The following is a 14,783-nucleotide window of genomic DNA, read 5'->3' as shown; positions in this document are numbered from 1 at the left end:
ATGAATTTGATAGCTTTTAGCGCTTGCTGGATCAGCGGTAGGGGCCGATTTTGCTCGAATTTGAGGGTGGATCAGCCCCCCGTCACGGGCGAGATGACCTCCACCCGGTCGCCCGGCTGCAGCGTGTGGGCGGCATAACGTGTGTTGGGCACAAAGGTGGTGTTCACCGCCACGGCGAACGGGGGCCGCGCGGCGATGGCGGCCACGGCGTCGGCCACGGTGGCGCCCTCGGGCAGGTCGTGCGGGGTCTGGTTGATGGAGATGTTCATGCGATGGCGCGGGCTGCTGAATCGGTGGCGCGGGCCGGGCCCTGGAGGGTGGGCTCCAGGTCCAGCGCCAGGTCAAAACGTTGCGAAAGCTGCGATTGTCCCGCGTTCAGCACCTCCAGCGTCACATCCAGCATGGCGGGCGCGATCATGAAGCCGTGGCGGTACAGGCCGTTGATCTCCAGCACGCCGGGGCGCGGCTGGCGGATGGCGGGCAGGTTGTCGGGCAGGGTGGGGCGGCACTGCGTGGCCAATTCGAGAATGCGGCCTTCGCCAAATCCCGGGTGCACGGCGTAGGCGGCAGACAGCAGCTCCAGCGTGGAGCGCACGCTGGCGGGAGAGAGGTCGTCGGACTCGATCTCGGTGGCGCCGATGACGAACAGGTGGTCTTCCTTGGGCGCGATGTAGATGGGGTAGCGCGGGTGAACGAGCCGCGTGGGGCGCTGCAGCGTCACGTCGGGGGCATGGATGCGCGCCACTTCGCCGCGCACGCCGCGCAGCGCGGCCCACTGGGGCCGGGCGCCCAGGCCGCGGCAGTCGAGCACCCAGTCGGGCTGGCCCGGCTGGCCGGGGGCAAAGGCGTCGGGCGAGCGGGGTGCGTGCCAGTGGGTGCGCACCGCCAGCCGCTGCATCTCCACCACCAGGGCGGCGAGCAGCTGGCGGTTGTCCAGCTGGCCTTCGCCGGGCAGGTACAGGCCCTGCGCAAACCGGTGGGCCAGCGTGGGCTCGGCCTGGGCCAGGCCGGTGGCATCGAGCTTTTGCAGGCTGGGCAGCTCCGGCACGGTGCGCTGATTGGTCTCCAGCTGGCGGGTCAGGCGCTGGGCCTCGGCGGCATCCTGCCGGTGCCAGACGATGAGGGTGCCCGCCTGCTGGAAGAACACCGACTCGGCCAGCGGCGCCAGCAGCTGCGGCCAGCGGGTGAGGGCGTGGTGGCCCATGCGCACCACGCCGGGCTCGGTGATGGCCGATTCGGCAAGGGGTGCCAGCATGGCCGCGGCCACGGTGGCGGCCGAGCCTTCGGCAGCCGGGCTACCGGCGTCGTAGATGTCGACACGGTGCCCCTGGCGGGCCAGCTCCACGGCCAGAAGACGGCCCATGAGGCCTGCGCCCAGGATGGCAAAGGAAGAGGGTGACAGGGGCATAGGCGATTCGTGTGTCCGTGGGCTGCAGGCCAGGCGCGACGACAGTGCGAGCCAGGGTGCAAGGACAAAACGGGGCTGTGCCGTTGGTGGAAACTCCCCACGCCAGCATGACCTGGATCGGGTAGCGGGGCGGTTGCATGCCGGTGGCGATGCGGGGCCCCAGGGTATTTCTCAGTCCCCTTGCCGGCCATGCATCCATGACCGGGCGGGCGGGACACCCCTGTTTCGTCCGGAAAAATCAATTACAGCACATCCCTCTGCCGCGCCTTTTTGATGTGGCGCATAGGCCATAATTTTTGCCATGACATCTTCGACTCAGGCGCCCCCCGCGGCGCGGCGCTACGCACGCGTGCTTTCCATTGCCGGCTCGGACAGCGGCGGCGGGGCGGGCATCCAGGCCGACCTCAAGACCTTCAGCGCCCTGGGCTGCTACGGCATGACGGCGATCACCGCCATCACCGCGCAGAACACCTGCGGCGTCACCGGCATCCACGGCATTCCGCCCGAGATGCTCAAGGCCCAGATCGACGCGGTGGTGCAGGACATCGGCGTGGATGCGGTCAAGATCGGCATGCTGCATTCGCCCGAGGTGGTGCGCGTGGTGGCCGATGCCATCCGCACCTACCAATTGCCGCACGTGGTGCTGGACCCTGTCATGGTGGCCACCAGCGGCGACCGGCTGATCGCGCAGGAGACGGTGGGCGTGCTGGTCCAAGAGCTGTTCCCGCTCGCCGAGGTGATCACCCCCAACCTGGACGAGGCCGGCTGGCTGCTGGGCCGCACGATCGAGGGTGTGGATGCGTTGCAGGGCGCGGTGGACGACCTGCTGGCGCTGGGCGCGCCCGCCGCGCTGCTCAAGGGCGGGCACTTGCCCGGCGACTGGGTGGTGGACCTGCTGGGCACGCGCGGCGGCGTGGCGCAGCGGCTCGAATCAGCGCGCATCGCCACGCACAACGGCCACGGCACGGGCTGTACGCTGTCGTCCGCCATTGCCGCGCACCTGGCGCTGGGCCTGCCGCTGCAGCAGGCGGTGGAGCGCGCCCGCAGCTATATCCTGGGCGCCATCGCCGCCGGTGCCGACGTGCACACGGGCCGTGGCCACGGGCCGCTGAACCACGGCTATGCGCCGGTGGCGCAGGTCGTGGTTTATTGATTCGGCGTTCTTCAACTTGAACCGTTCACGCTGAGCTTGTCGAAGCGCCGCGCAAGGCTTCGACAAGCTCAGCCCGAACGGTTTGTTCAAGTTAAAAGATGCCGCAGCAATGGGGATGGTGCGGGACTGATGTATGGCTTTTAGGCTGCTACCGCTTGTCCATCAAGCGGTAGCAGCTATGAATTTGGTAGCAACGCCAGGGTGAAGCCGTTGCAGGCTTTGCCAGGGGTGCAGATCACGCAGCGCGCGGCCGCGTGGCCAGCGCCAGCACGAAGCTGAACGCCAACGCCGGCAGTGCCGACCCGGCCCCGGGCACCACTTGCGGGGCCAGGTGGTACACCGCGATACCCAGCACCCAGATGGCCACCGGCGCCGCATTCACGCGGCGCGCATTGGCCAGCAGTGCGGGCGCGTTGGCGCCGAATGCCAGGCGCCCCAGGATCACGCCGAACAGCGGCACGAACACCGAACTGAGCAGCAGCAGGAAGGGCTCCAGGCTGTGCATGGGCAGTACCAGCGCGAGGGCGGTGCACACGGCGGCCACGCCCAGGCCCCAGCGGCGCACGCTCCAGCGCGGCAGCAGGCTGTGGGCCGACACCGCGCCCGAGTACGTGTCGCCATAGGCGTTGTCCACCTCGTCGATGAGGATCAGCGACAGCGCGATCAGCCCGCCCTGGGCCAGCAGCAGCGCCTGCACCAGGTCCTTGCTGGGCAGCGTCAGCGCCACCAGCACGCCCAGGGTGTAGCACCACATGTTGGCCAGCGCGTAGCCCAGCCAGGTGCCGCGCAGCGCAGCGCTGCCGCTCTTGCCGTGGCGCGCGTAGTCGGCCACCAGCGGCAGCCACGAGATCGGCATCGCGATCACCAGGTCCAGCGCGGGCAGCACGCCCATGCCGCCTGCGCCCTTGCGCGTCCACAGCGCTTCAAAACCCTGGGCCTGCGCCAGCGACAAGAACTGCCACGACAGCCACAGCAGCGACAGCACCACCAGCGGCAGCGCCACGCGGGCAATCACCTTGCGCACCAGCTGCACCATCGATCCGCTGATGAGCAGCATCACCACGCCGCCCCACAGCAGCGTGGCCAGCACGGGCCAGTGCGCGCCGGCCAGGGTGCCGGACTGCTGGCCGATGGCCACCGTGGCATCGCGCATGACCACCAGCTCGAAGGTGCCCCAGCCCACCAGCTGCACGATGTTCAAGATGATCGGCAGGCTGGCGAACGTGCGGCCGTACACCGCATGCATCAGCCCGGCGCTGGCCAGGCCGCTGTCGCAGCCCAGCTTGGCCACCCAGCCCAGCAGGCCTGCGCCCACGATGGAGCCGCAGACGATGGCGATCAGCGCCTCTTGCGTGCCCAGCGCGGGCATCAGATACGCGCCCACCTGCATGACCAGCAGGCCTACGCCCAGGCTGAACCAGAGCGAGGCGTGGTCGTGCCACTGGAAGACGCGGCGGTCGGGGGAGACGGGGGCCAGCGCTTCGTTGGTGGCAGCGGGCGCGGCGGTGTGGACAGGCATGGAGGGCTCCGTAGACAGACAGGCGTACAGAGCAGGGGCGGCCCGGGTGGCTGGCGCCCGGCAGCGCAAGGGTTGCAGGGCGTGGCGTCGTCGGACTTGGCTTCCCTGCGCGAGGATGATCTCACGCACACAGCCGTCAGGCGATCAGACGGCGGGTGTGCAACAGGTTCAAAGGGTGTGATCTCAGCCCCGCGCTCGGCGGGACACCCCTAGCATTGCCGCCCGAAGGCAGCGGCGCGATTGTGCCACGCGGAAACGGTCGGTTACGACCGGGGCGGCAAAGGGGGCGGCGTGTGGGCGCGGGTGAAGGAACTCCCCACGCACGCCCAGTCTTGGAACTCAGCAGCCCCGCGATGGCATCAGCCCTGGGCTTGCGCGCCCGCCAGCAGGGCCTGCAGTGCGGCACGCAGCACGCCCGTGCCTTCCTGTGCACTGAGCAAGCCCGCGCTCACGAAGGCGCCGTTGACCAGCACCGCCAACTGGGCGGCCAGCCGGTCCGGGTCGGTCGCCCCGAGCCGCACGGCGATGGCACGCAGTCTTTGGCGCAGCGCCTGCATGTGCCGCTGCGATACCAGGCGCGCGGGGTGGTCCTGCTCGGCAAATTCGGCGGCCACGTTGATTTGCGGGCAGCCCCGGTAGTTCGAGCGCGCCAGGCGCTCGCCGATCCAGCCCATGTGGGCGTTCAGCTCGCCCGCCGGGTCGTCGCCGAACTGCGCGGCCACTCCGTCCCACGTGGCCCAGAAGTCCACATCCTCCCGCTCCAGAAACGCCACGATGAGGTCGTCCTTGGTGGGGAAGTAGCGGTACAGGCTGGTCTTGGCGACCTCGGCCTCCAGCACCACCAGGTCCACCCCCACGGCGCGCACGCCGCGTTCGTAGAACAGCCGGGAGGCCGTGTCCAGGATGCGGCTGCGCACATCGGCGCCGTCGCTGGCGGCGGCTTTGGCAGCGCGCCTGGGCGCTGGGCGGGTGGGAGCGGCTGTGGCGCTGGCGCTGGCGTCCACCGACGGGACACCCCGGTCGGCAACGGGTTCAGAAGTTTTTGCAGTGGGCATGTTGACAATGATACAGACCTGTCTGTAATATTTTAAGAGCAGACAGGTCTGTATCTTTTCAAGCCCAACCCATCAAGGACTGCCATGAATTCCACCCAGCCATCCATCGCCGTGTTCGGTGCCGCCGGCCACACCGGCCGGTTCGTGGTGCAAGAGGCGCTGCGGCGCGGCCTGGGCGTTGTCGCCGTGGGCCGCGACGCACGCAAGCTGGCCGACACCATGCCGCCGGGCGTGGCCTGCCGTACCGCCGACCTGGCCGACCCATCGAGCCTGGACCCGGCGTTTGCCGGCTGCGCCGTCGTCATCAACTGCGCCGGGCCGTTCATGGACACCGCCGCACCGGTGGGGCAGGCCGCCCTGCGGGCAGGGTGCCACTACCTGGACGTGACGGCCGAGCAGGCCAGCACCCTGGCCACCCTGGACGGTCTGGATGCTCCGGCCCGCGCGGCGGGCCGCGTGGTGGTGCCAGCCGCTGCCTTTTACGGCGGGCTGGCCGACCTGCTGGCCAGCGCGCTGGCCGCACCGGGCCGCATCGACGTGATCACCGTGGCGGTCGCGCTCGACCACTGGTGGCCCACGGCGGGCACGCGCCGCACCGGCGAGCGCAACACCGCGCCCCGGCTGGTGGTCCGGCAGGGCCGACTGGCGCCCCTGGTGCCGTCCGCCGACGTGCCGGACTGGACCTTTGCCGAGCCGCTGGGCCGCCAGGCCATGGTCGAGATTCCGTTCAGCGAAGTCATCACCCTGGCCCACCACCTGCCGGTGGGCGAGATCCGTTCGCTGCTCAACCGCTCTGCGCTGCAGGACATCCGCGATGCGGCCACCCCGCCACCCACGGCCACGGACGGCGCGGGGCGCTCAGCCCAGCGGTTCGAGCTGGCCGTCCATGTGGTGCAGGGCGGCTCAAGCCGCACGGCAGGGGTGCGCGGCCAGGACATCTATGCGGTGACGGCGCCCATCGTGGTGGAGGTGGCGCAGCGCCTGCTCGGCCCTGCGTACCCGCACCGCGGCGCGCTGGCCCTGGCGCAGGCCGTCGATCCGGTGGACGTGCTGCAGTCGCTCCACGCGGCAGGTGCACTGCAGTGGTTTGGAGATGGTGCGCCGACCTGACCAGCGATAACGCGATAAGGGCAATCATGGCGCTCACGGCGTTGCGCCGTGATAGCTGCCGTGATAGCTGCCGTGATGGCTGTTCAAGCTCCCGGGGGCCTCACGGGGATCGCGTAGTGCATCACCGACTGCTCGGACGTCGGGTGGTACTGCGCATCGTAGATCTCCAGGTCCGGCCGCAGGGAGTGGGCCTGGCCGGACGACATCATCCAGCTGCCGTAGATGTAGTTGACCGTGGCATCGACGTTCTGGGCCGGGCCTCGGTGGGTGAACCGTGCATAGGTCGCAGCTGGAAGCTCCAGCGCAGCCATGCCCGGCGGCACATCGCCGGGGCCTTGGACCTCGGTGCAGGCCAGGTAGCGCAGCTGCTCGCTGTCGGGCGCGGCCGGTGCCACCACGCCGTAGCAGACGCCTGGTATCGCGTTGGTAATTTCTTTCAGCCGCGGAACGAACTGTCCCCAGAGGGGTGGCAGCTTCTGGCCCAGGTTGTTCTTTTCGGAGTCGATGCCGTAGTAGTCGGTGGGCAGGCCCACCATGCGCATCGCGGGCCGGGCTTCCATCGCGGGTGCCAGCGAGACGTTGTGCTGCAGGTGCGCCAGGTAGCTCGGGTCCAGCATGATCTTGCGCACGAAGAGCGAGCGATTGCCCATCTTGCGGTACTGCGACGGGGTCAGCCGAAAGCAGTCCTTGAAGGCGCGGGTGAAGCTCTCCTGGGTGTCGTAGCCCGCGGCCAGCGCGATGTCCAGCACGCTCAGGCGGGTGCCGGCCAGTTGCTCCAGCGCCTTGGCAAACCGGCGCGAGCGGATGTAGGTCTTCAAGGTCTCGTGGGTCAGCGCCTTGAAGATGCGCTGAAAGTGCCATTGGCTCAGGCCCGCGGCCCGTGCCACGTCGGCCAGCTCGATGTCGGATTCGAGATGGGCCTCGACGTAGTCGATGCCCTCCTGTAGTTGTCGCAGGTGCAGCACGGGCGGGCCTGCGGATCAGGGCGTTTCGAAAAAGCCCGTCATGGCGACCAGGCGGTTGCCGTCGTTGTAGCGCCCGTAGCTCACGCCCTCGCCGATGACCTGGCCGTTGCCGTCCAGCATGTTCCACTTGGCGATGCTTTGTTGGTGGTGGCTGGCGAAGTAGTGCGTCACGAAATGGCCGCCGGGCACCTGGCGGTGAAAATCGTCCATGTAGGCCGTCAGTTGCCCCCAGCCCTGCGTGGCGGCCAGTGGGTCGTCGTAGGTGCAGGCGGGGTCGAGTGACTGCGCAAATAGGGCATCGCGCTCGGTGGGCGAGTCGGTTTTCCACGACGCGGTGTAGGTGTCCCAGATGGATTGAAGTGGCTGGCTCATGGTGCGGTACTCCTGTTGGTGGATTGGAGACGCCATCGTGCCGAGCACCTATCCGTCATTTGGACATTTTGTGCTTTTTTCTTCGCTTGCCACAGGCCCGTTGCATCGTGCCAATGATGGCGGGCATGGGCCGCAGGCTATGCGCTGGCGGGCGGCGCTACGGCCACACCCAGCAGCTGGTGCAGCCGCGCACTGGTGGTCGTGTACTGCAGCGCCACCTTGTCACCCTTGAGCGCCTCCGCCGCGCCGAACGCAGCCAGCGTGGCTTCATGAAAGCCGCACAGGATCAGCTTGCGCTTGCCGGGGTAGGTGTTGATGTCGCCCACCGCGTGGATGCCCGGCACGCTGGTGCGGAACGCCTCGGTGTCCACCACCAGCTGCTTGCGGTCCATGGCCAGGCCCCAGTCGGCGATCGGCCCCAGGCGCGGCGAGATGCCCAGCACCGGCACCAGCAGGTCCAGCGCCAGCGCGCGGGTACTGCCATCGGCATCCACCAGCTGCAGTGCGGCCAGCCGGTCGCCCGCAGTCTCGATGCCCGTGATCTGCGCGGCCTCGACATGGATGCGGCCCGCGTCCCGCAGTTGCTGCAGGCGCTGCAGCAGGGCGTCAGGCGCCTGGAACACATCGCGGCGGTGCAGCAGGCTCACGCGGGCGGCCAGGCCGGCTTCGGCCAACTCCACCGCACGCGCCACGGCGGGCTCGTCGCCCCCGTGCACCACCACATGCTGCCCGGCCAGCGCGGTGTCGGCAGGCAGGCTTTGGTAATGCACCTGCTTGCCCACAAACTGCTCGATGCCGTCCACCTTGAGCGCGCGCGGCACAAAAGCGCCCACGCCCGCCGCGATGAACACGCTGCGGGCCAGCAACTGCGCACCCTGCGATGTCTCGACCAGCAGGCGTCCGTCGTCCTGTAGAGACAGCGCAGCGACCAGCGTGTTCAGGTGCCAGTGGGTCTGGAAGGGCTCGATCTGCCGCAGCAGCAGCGCCGCCAGCTCGCGCCCGGTGCACACCGGAATGCCCGGAATGTCATAGATGGGCTTGTCGCCATACAGCTCCACGCACTGGCCGCCCGCATGGGGCAGGGCGTCGATCAGGTGGGCGGTGATGCCCTGCAGGCCCAGCTGGAAGACCTGGAACAGGCCCACCGGGCCGGCGCCGATGACGACGGCGTCGGTTTCTTGAATCATGGTCGGCACGGCAGGGTGGCAGCGTCAGGCGCCACGTCGAGTTGGATCGACACAAACCGTTCACGCTGAGCTTGTCGAAGCGCGGCGCAAGGCTCCGACAAGCTCAGCCCGAACGGTTGGGGGTGAAGGGTCACTTGACCAATTCGTTGACCTTGCCAGGCTTGCCATTCCATTCGTCGGCGTCGGGCAGGGCGGGCTTGCGCTTGGTGATGCTCTTCCAGCCGTCGGCAAAGGCCAGGTCGGCGTTGATCTTGATGAAGGCGATCTGGTCTGCGGGCAGGTCTTCTTCGGCAAAGATGGCGTTGGCCGGGCACTCGGGGATGCACACGGCGCAGTCGATGCACTCATCGGGATCGATGACGAGCATGTTCGGGCCTTCGCGGAAGCAGTCCACAGGGCACACGTCCACACAATCGGTGTACTTGCACTTGATGCAGTTTTCGGAGACGACGTGGGTCATGACAGTGTTGTGTGGGTCGGTGAAAACCCTCGATTTTAAAAGCTTTCACCGACCTTTGGTTACAGGGCCCCTCTCTTGGGAGGGATGTCTTGAGAATTTGCCTTCAAACGCCTGACGCCGTTGGTTCGCCTTGCCGTGCCAAAGCACTGCCTTAGGCTCCCGCCTGGTCATGCGATGCGGATCAGTTCACGAGCACGGCGCCCGCCGTCTTGTGGCTGGCGGTATCCACCAGGATCAGCGAGCCCAGCACCCGCGCGGTGCCGAATGCCGCGGCCGGAATCGCCTCTTGCAGCACGAGCTGCACGTGGCCGATGGCGTTGGGGTCGAGCTGCGTGGCGGCCTCTTCGGCCAGCGTGTTGATGTTGAGCTTGTGCACCACGGCTTTCACCTTGGCCTTGACCCAGCGGTGGCCGTGCAGCGCCCAGTACACGCGGCCGGCGACCAGGGGTTCGTCGTCCATCCACGCCACGGTGGTGCGCAGTTCGCGGCTGGCGGCCCAGGCGGGCGTGGCGGCCGGGGTGTCGCCGAAGTCGTCGTCGGCGGGCGCAGCGGCAGCCGCCGTGGGCGCGGCCAGGATCCAGTCGCCGCGCGAGACGTCCACCTCGCGGTCCAAGATGATGCCGGCGCTGGTGCCGGCGGGCACATCGGTGGGCCGGCGGGCGTGGTCCATCACCTGGGCCACGGTGGCCAGCTGGCCGCTCGGGAAGATCTGCACCGCCGTGCCGGGCGCAACGCGGCCCGATGCCACACGGCCCCAGAACACGCGGCGGCCCTGGGATGTGTCCGACGACGAGGACGAGGTTTTCTCGACCCACTGCACCGGGAAGGCCAGGGGCAGGCCGGTATCGGCGGGCGTGTTGGGCAGCTCTTCGAGCACCTGCAGCAGCGTGGGGCCGTTGTAGCCGCACCAGCCGGGGTGGGCGTCCACCACGTTCCAGCCCTTGAGGGCCGACACGGGGACCGTCGCACGCACGGCGATGCCGGCGGCCTGGGCGAACGCTGCCAGCGCGCCCTGGATGTGCTTCCAGGCCAGGGCGGGGTCTTCCACCGCGTCGAGCTTGTTCACGGCGAACACAAGCGAATGCACGCGCAGCAGGTGGGCCAGCAGGCTGTGGCGGCGGGTCTGCGGCAGCAGGGCCAGGCCGGCGTTCTTCCAGTCGAGCTTGGTGGCATCGACCAGCACCACGGCCGCGTCGGCGCTGCTGGCGGCCGTGACCATGTTGCGGGTGTACTGCTCGTGGCCGGGCGCGTCGCCGATGATGAACTTGCGCTCTTCGGTGGCGAAGTAGCGGTACGCCACGTCGATGGTGATGCCCTGCTCGCGCTCGGCCGAGAGGCCGTCCGTCAGCAGGGCCAGGTCGGTCTCGCCCTGGCGCTGCACGCCGGCCAGGTGGTCCTGCAGCACGGCCTTGCTGTCCACCAGCAGGCGGCCGATCAGCGTGCTCTTGCCGTCGTCCACCGACCCGCAGGTGATGAACTTCAGGGCGGAAGCATGGTTGTTTGGGGCTGTACCGCTTGCCTGCAAAGCGCTGCTAGCTATCGAATTCATAGTGGTCATCAGAGTACCCGTCTCAAAAATAGCCGTCTTTTTTGCGCTTCTCCATCGAAGCGTCGCTCGTCTTGTCGTCCATGCGCGTGGCGCCACGCTCGCTGACGTCGGCGGCCAGGGTCTCGATCACGATGTCGGCCGCGGTGGCGGCGGTGCTCTCCACCGGTGCGGTGCAGGTGATGTCGCCCACGGTGCGAAAGCGCACGTCGCGCGTCTCCACCACATCGCCGTCGCGCGGCGGGGTCAGCTCGGTCACCGGCATCAGAAGGCCCTTGCGGTCCACCACCTGGCGCTTGTGGGTGTAGTAGATGCTGGGCAGCGCAATGCTTTCGCGGTCGATGTACTGCCAGACATCGAGCTCGGTCCAGTTGCTGATGGGGAACACGCGAAAGTGCTCATTGGGCTGCAGGCGGGTGTTGAACAGGGTCCACAGCTCGGGCCGCTGGGCCTTGGGCTGCCATTGGCCGAAGCTGTCGCGGTGCGAGAAGATGCGCTCCTTGGCGCGGGCCTTTTCCTCGTCGCGGCGCGCGCCGCCGATGAGCGCGTCGAAGCGGAATTCCTCGATCGCTTCGAGCAGCGTGACCGACTGGTGCACGTTGCGGCTCTCGCCGGGGTGCGCCAGGCGCACGGTGCCGCGCGCCATCGAGTCTTCGACGCTGCGCACGATGAGTTCGGCGCCCAGTTCCTTGGCGCGGAAGTCGCGGAAGTCCGTCACCTCGGGGAAGTTGTGGCCCGTGTCGATCATGAGCAGCGGGTACGGAATGCCGCCGCCGCTGGCCTTGGTGCCAAAGGCTTTCTCGGCGCACTTGAGCATCACCAGCGAGTCCTTGCCGCCCGAGAACAGCAGGGTGGGGCGCTCGAAGGCGGCGGCGACTTCACGCAGGATGAAGATGGTTTCTTCTTCCAGCGCGTCCAGGTGCGAGTTGTTCAGGTGGTAGCTCATGTCGTTGTTCTGCAGCAGCTGCGCGGCATCGGTGCGGGCATTCATGGTGGGATCAGTGGTGTTTCGTGCGGATGCGCGTTCGAACCATCAGAACCGTTCGGGCTGAGCCCGTCGACAGGCTCAGGACAGGCTTGTTAAAGCTCTGCGCGGCGCTTCGACAAGCTCAGCGTGAACGGTTTCTGGGTATCAGTGGGCTATGTGAAGGCCGCACTCACGGTTGTCTTCGCCTTTGGTCGGATCCACATAGTCGAAGTTGTTGGGCAGGCCGTGCTTGACGCAGTACTCGTGCAACTCTTTGGAGGACCAGTGCAGCAGCGGCGCCACCTTGATCAGGCCGTCGGGGTTGATGCTGACCGGGTCCATCTGTGCGCGCACGGCGGTGTCGGTGGCGCGCAGCGCGGTGAACCAGACCTTGGGTGCGGTTTCGCGCAGGGCGCGGGCAAAGGGTTCGAGCTTCACTTCTTCGGTGAACGCAGCGTGGCGTGGGTCGTCCAGCGCAGGTGTCGGTCCCTCCACGGCCTCGCGGTGCGCGCGCGAGCGCAGCGGCAGGTAGATCTTGAGGTTCAGGCCCAGCTGCTTCGTCACCTCGTCGGCAAAGCGGTAGGTGGCTTCGGTGTTGTAGCCGTTGTCCATCCAGACCACCGGCACGTCCGGGTTCACCGCGGACACCATGTGCAGGATCACCGCCTCGAACGGGCGGAAGTTGGTGGTGACGATGGGGCTCTGGCCCAGGCCCAGGGCCCAGGCGACGAGGCCTTCGGCGTTGCGGCCCAGGTCGGCATTGACGCGTGCGAGATCGAATTGGCTCATGGTGGAGTGCTGGTGGGTGTGCGTAGCAGCGCTGCCGGCCTGGCTCAGGCGGCAGCCTTGTCGGCAAAGAGAGGCTGCGGGTGCACCGCGTCGCCCTGGTAGAAGCCGGGGAACATCTCGAACTGGCGCTGTGCGTCGGCCGGGTCCACGCCATCGCGCAGCACGGCCGACGAAAAGCCGGTGCGCTGCATCTGCACCAGCTGGTCGATCAGCACGTCGCCCGTGGCGCGGATGTCGCCTTTGAAGCCGCGGCGGCGGCGCAGCAAGAAGGCCTGGCTGAACGCGCGGCCATCGGTGAAGTTGGGGAAATGCAGGTCCACGCGCTCGACGCCGTCGAGCGGCAGCGCCAGTGCGTCGGCATCGTTGGCCAGCGCCACGGCGCGGGCATCGCCCTCTGCGGGCGGCTGGTGGTCTTGGGAGGCAAGAATTTTCATGGGTCTTATCAGGGCTTGGCGGCTGGCGATCAGGCGGTGGCCAGCTCTTGCTTGGCGGGGTGGCGGGCGGTCTTGGCGGCTTCCTTGAAGGGGTCAAGACCGGTGCGGCGCACGGTGTTCTGGAAGGTCTCGCCGCTTTCACGCAGGCTGCGGTAGGTGGTGAGCACGGCTTCGATCACGTCGGGCACCTCGGCGGCCGAGAACGACGGGCCGATCACCTTGCCGGCCACGGCGGCGCCCGACAGGTCCGAGCCGTCCGAGCCGCCGAGCGTGACCTGGTACCACTCCTTGCCGTCCTTGTCGACGCCCAGGATGCCGATGTGGCCGCTGTGGTGGTGACCGCAGCTGTTGATGCAGCCGCTGATGTGCAGGTCGATCTCGCCGATGTCGTCGAGCTCGTCCAGGTCCTGGTAGCGTTGGGTGATGGCCTCTGCGATGGGCAGCGAGCGGGCGTTGGCCAGCGCGCAGAAGTCGCCGCCGGGGCAGGCGATCATGTCGGTGAGCAGCTGCACGTTGGCGCTGGCCAGGCCCAGGGCCTTGGCCTCTTGCCACAGGTCGAACAGGCGGCTGGCGTGCACCCAGGGCAGCACCACGTTCTGGTCGTGCGTCACGCGGGCTTCACCGGCGGAGTATTTGTCCACCAGGTCGGCCACGGCGATCAGCTGTTCGCTGGTCGCGTCGCCGGGCGATTGGCCGGGGCGCTTGAACGACAGCGTCACGGCGCGCAGCTGCGGGTTCTGGTGCGCGTGCACGTTACGCTGCAGCCAGCGGCCGAAGGCCACGTGCTCGGCCGCCTGGGCCGTGAGCGATGCCTGCAGCGCCGCGGGGTCCACGTCGGCGATGTCGGCCAGTTGGGGTGCCACGAAGCACGCCGCCACGCGGTCGAATTCGGCCTGCGGCACGGTGTGCGGGCCGCCGTCGATCTCCACGATCTGGCGGTACTCTTCTTCCACATCGTCGATGTACTGCTGGCCTTCGGACTTGACCAGGATCTTGATGCGGGCCTTGTACTTGTTGTCGCGGCGGCCGTGCTCGTTGTACACGCGCACGATGGCCTCGATGTAATTCATGATCTGGTTCCAGCGCAGGAACTCGCGGATCACCGTGCCGATGACCGGCGTGCGGCCCATGCCGCCGCCCACGAAGACCTTGAAGCCGATCTCGCCCGCATCGTTCTTGATGAGGTGCAGGCCCACGTCGTGCCAGCCGGTGGCGGCGCGGTCGTCCTTGGCGCCGCTGATGGCGATCTTGAACTTGCGCGGCAGGAACGCGAACTCGGGGTGCAGCGTGGTCCACTGGCGGATGATTTCCGCGTAGGGGCGCGGGTCCACGATCTCGTCCACGGCCACGCCGGCCAGCGCGTCGGTGGTGGTGTTGCGGATGCAGTTGCCGCTGGTCTGGATGCCGTGCATGTCCACGGTGGCCAGCAGGTCCATCACGTCAGCGCTCTTGGACAGCGGGATCCAGTTGAACTGCACGTTGGTGCGCGTGGTGAAGTGGGCGCAGTTCTTGGGCAGGAAGGTGGTGCCCAGCAGGCCCTGGCCTTCCATGGCGGCCTTGAACACGGCCGCTTCGGGCTCGTCGTACTCGCGGGCGATGGTGGCCAGCACGCGCAGCTGGCGGCTGGCGATCTCGCCGTAGGGCACGGCCACGCGCAGCATGGGGGCGTAGCGCTGCACGTACCAGCCGTTTTGCAGGCGCAGGGGGCGGAAGTCGTCCTCGGCCAGTTTGCCGGCCTGCCAGCGGTTGAGCTGGTCGCGGAACTGGTGCGCGCGCTGCTCTACGAACTTTTTGTCGAAAGGGGTGTATTGGTACATC

At 68.0% G+C, this 14,783-nt stretch carries 15 protein-coding genes and 1 riboswitch; of the genes, 2 read left to right on the top strand and 13 right to left on the bottom strand.

The genetic code is table 11. The features are described from left to right. Positions 1-71: 71 nt before the first annotated feature. On the bottom strand, positions 72-269 hold the full coding sequence (gene thiS, locus ACIGHN_RS18845) for a sulfur carrier protein ThiS (protein WP_056168117.1): 198 nt from the start codon (positions 267-269) through the stop codon (positions 72-74). After that, positions 266-1,408, bottom strand: coding sequence for an FAD-dependent oxidoreductase (locus ACIGHN_RS18840; RefSeq protein ID WP_396505555.1), 1,143 nt, complete (start codon positions 1,406-1,408; stop codon positions 266-268). The genes thiS and ACIGHN_RS18840 overlap by 4 nt, the downstream gene beginning before the upstream one ends. Before the next feature lie 77 nt (positions 1,409-1,485). After that, positions 1,486-1,640, bottom strand: a riboswitch (TPP riboswitch). A 69-nt stretch (positions 1,641-1,709) separates the two neighbouring features. Here ACIGHN_RS18840 and thiD point away from each other — a divergent pair. After that, on the top strand, positions 1,710-2,561 hold the full coding sequence (gene thiD, locus ACIGHN_RS18835) for a bifunctional hydroxymethylpyrimidine kinase/phosphomethylpyrimidine kinase (protein WP_396505554.1): 852 nt from the start codon (positions 1,710-1,712) through the stop codon (positions 2,559-2,561). A gap of 235 nt (positions 2,562-2,796) precedes the next feature. Here thiD and ACIGHN_RS18830 read toward each other — a convergent pair whose 3' ends face one another. Both ACIGHN_RS18830 and ACIGHN_RS18825 read right to left on the bottom strand, forming a co-directional pair. Beyond that, the gene (locus ACIGHN_RS18830; protein WP_396505553.1) at positions 2,797-4,080 is read right to left on the bottom strand and encodes a purine-cytosine permease family protein; all 1,284 of its coding nucleotides are present in this window, start codon (positions 4,078-4,080) and stop codon (positions 2,797-2,799) included. A 359-nt stretch (positions 4,081-4,439) separates the two neighbouring features. Next, complete coding sequence (locus tag ACIGHN_RS18825) at positions 4,440-5,135, bottom strand: TetR/AcrR family transcriptional regulator (RefSeq protein WP_396505552.1); 696 nt, start codon at positions 5,133-5,135, stop codon at positions 4,440-4,442. Positions 5,136-5,219: 84 nt separating this feature from the next. On the opposite strand from ACIGHN_RS18825, the gene ACIGHN_RS18820 reads away from it, so the two are divergent. Next, complete coding sequence (locus ACIGHN_RS18820) at positions 5,220-6,245, top strand: NAD(P)H-binding protein (RefSeq protein WP_396505551.1); 1,026 nt, start codon at positions 5,220-5,222, stop codon at positions 6,243-6,245. 83 nt (positions 6,246-6,328) lie between these two features. On the opposite strand, the gene ACIGHN_RS18815 is transcribed toward ACIGHN_RS18820, so the two are convergent. From ACIGHN_RS18815 to ACIGHN_RS18775, 9 genes are all read right to left on the bottom strand, one after another. Further along, a complete protein-coding gene (locus ACIGHN_RS18815; protein ID WP_396505550.1) occupies positions 6,329-7,210 on the bottom strand; it encodes a helix-turn-helix domain-containing protein in 882 nt (293 codons plus the stop codon). Between the two features lie 15 nt (positions 7,211-7,225). Next, positions 7,226-7,582, bottom strand: coding sequence for a nuclear transport factor 2 family protein (locus ACIGHN_RS18810; RefSeq protein WP_218381719.1), 357 nt, complete (start codon positions 7,580-7,582; stop codon positions 7,226-7,228). A 137-nt stretch (positions 7,583-7,719) separates the two neighbouring features. After that, entirely contained in the window at positions 7,720-8,769 is a 1,050-nt protein-coding gene (locus ACIGHN_RS18805) for an NAD(P)/FAD-dependent oxidoreductase (RefSeq protein WP_396505549.1), read from the bottom strand. A 130-nt stretch (positions 8,770-8,899) separates the two neighbouring features. Further along, complete coding sequence (gene fdxA, locus ACIGHN_RS18800; RefSeq protein ID WP_056168144.1) at positions 8,900-9,229, bottom strand: ferredoxin FdxA; 330 nt, start codon at positions 9,227-9,229, stop codon at positions 8,900-8,902. 181 nt (positions 9,230-9,410) lie between these two features. Beyond that, entirely contained in the window at positions 9,411-10,787 is a 1,377-nt protein-coding gene (locus ACIGHN_RS18795; RefSeq protein WP_396505548.1) for a GTP-binding protein, read from the bottom strand. A gap of 13 nt (positions 10,788-10,800) precedes the next feature. Beyond that, positions 10,801-11,766, bottom strand: coding sequence for a sulfate adenylyltransferase subunit CysD (gene cysD, locus ACIGHN_RS18790; RefSeq protein ID WP_396505547.1), 966 nt, complete (start codon positions 11,764-11,766; stop codon positions 10,801-10,803). Positions 11,767-11,907: 141 nt separating this feature from the next. Further along, on the bottom strand, positions 11,908-12,531 hold the full coding sequence (locus ACIGHN_RS18785; protein ID WP_396505546.1) for a phosphoadenosine phosphosulfate reductase family protein: 624 nt from the start codon (positions 12,529-12,531) through the stop codon (positions 11,908-11,910). Positions 12,532-12,575: 44 nt separating this feature from the next. Then, complete coding sequence (locus ACIGHN_RS18780) at positions 12,576-12,965, bottom strand: DUF934 domain-containing protein (RefSeq protein ID WP_396505545.1); 390 nt, start codon at positions 12,963-12,965, stop codon at positions 12,576-12,578. 29 nt (positions 12,966-12,994) lie between these two features. Further along, positions 12,995-14,782: a nitrite/sulfite reductase gene (locus ACIGHN_RS18775; protein WP_396505544.1), complete on the bottom strand. Its 1,788-nt coding sequence runs from the start codon at positions 14,780-14,782 to the stop codon at positions 12,995-12,997. Position 14,783: the final 1 nt, after the last annotated feature.

The sequence above is a fragment of the Acidovorax sp. NPDC077693 genome, from assembly GCF_044542805.1.
Taxonomy (GTDB): Bacteria; Pseudomonadota; Gammaproteobacteria; order Burkholderiales; family Burkholderiaceae_C; genus Acidovorax.
This window is presented reverse-complemented; position numbering and strand designations above follow the sequence as displayed.

Bases quoted from the DNA above. Each gene is read 5' to 3' on its own strand.
- ACIGHN_RS18810 (WP_218381719.1), bottom strand. From the start codon at position 7,582: ATGAGCCAGCCACTTCAATCCATCTGGGACACCTACACCGCGTCGTGG.
- ACIGHN_RS18775 (WP_396505544.1), bottom strand. From the start codon at position 14,782: ATGTACCAATACACCCCTTTCGACAAAAAGTTCGTAGAGCAGCGCGCG.
- ACIGHN_RS18825 (WP_396505552.1), bottom strand. From the start codon at position 5,135: ATGCCCACTGCAAAAACTTCTGAACCCGTTGCCGACCGGGGTGTCCCG.
- thiS (WP_056168117.1), bottom strand. From the start codon at position 269: ATGAACATCTCCATCAACCAGACCCCGCACGACCTGCCCGAGGGCGCC.
- thiD (WP_396505554.1), top strand. From the start codon at position 1,710: ATGACATCTTCGACTCAGGCGCCCCCCGCGGCGCGGCGCTACGCACGC.
- cysD (WP_396505547.1), bottom strand. From the start codon at position 11,766: ATGAATGCCCGCACCGATGCCGCGCAGCTGCTGCAGAACAACGACATG.
- ACIGHN_RS18780 (WP_396505545.1), bottom strand. From the start codon at position 12,965: ATGAAAATTCTTGCCTCCCAAGACCACCAGCCGCCCGCAGAGGGCGAT.
- ACIGHN_RS18830 (WP_396505553.1), bottom strand. From the start codon at position 4,080: ATGCCTGTCCACACCGCCGCGCCCGCTGCCACCAACGAAGCGCTGGCC.
- fdxA (WP_056168144.1), bottom strand. From the start codon at position 9,229: ATGACCCACGTCGTCTCCGAAAACTGCATCAAGTGCAAGTACACCGAT.
- ACIGHN_RS18785 (WP_396505546.1), bottom strand. From the start codon at position 12,531: ATGAGCCAATTCGATCTCGCACGCGTCAATGCCGACCTGGGCCGCAAC.
- ACIGHN_RS18840 (WP_396505555.1), bottom strand. From the start codon at position 1,408: ATGCCCCTGTCACCCTCTTCCTTTGCCATCCTGGGCGCAGGCCTCATG.
- ACIGHN_RS18820 (WP_396505551.1), top strand. From the start codon at position 5,220: ATGAATTCCACCCAGCCATCCATCGCCGTGTTCGGTGCCGCCGGCCAC.
- ACIGHN_RS18805 (WP_396505549.1), bottom strand. From the start codon at position 8,769: ATGATTCAAGAAACCGACGCCGTCGTCATCGGCGCCGGCCCGGTGGGC.
- ACIGHN_RS18795 (WP_396505548.1), bottom strand. From the start codon at position 10,787: ATGACCACTATGAATTCGATAGCTAGCAGCGCTTTGCAGGCAAGCGGT.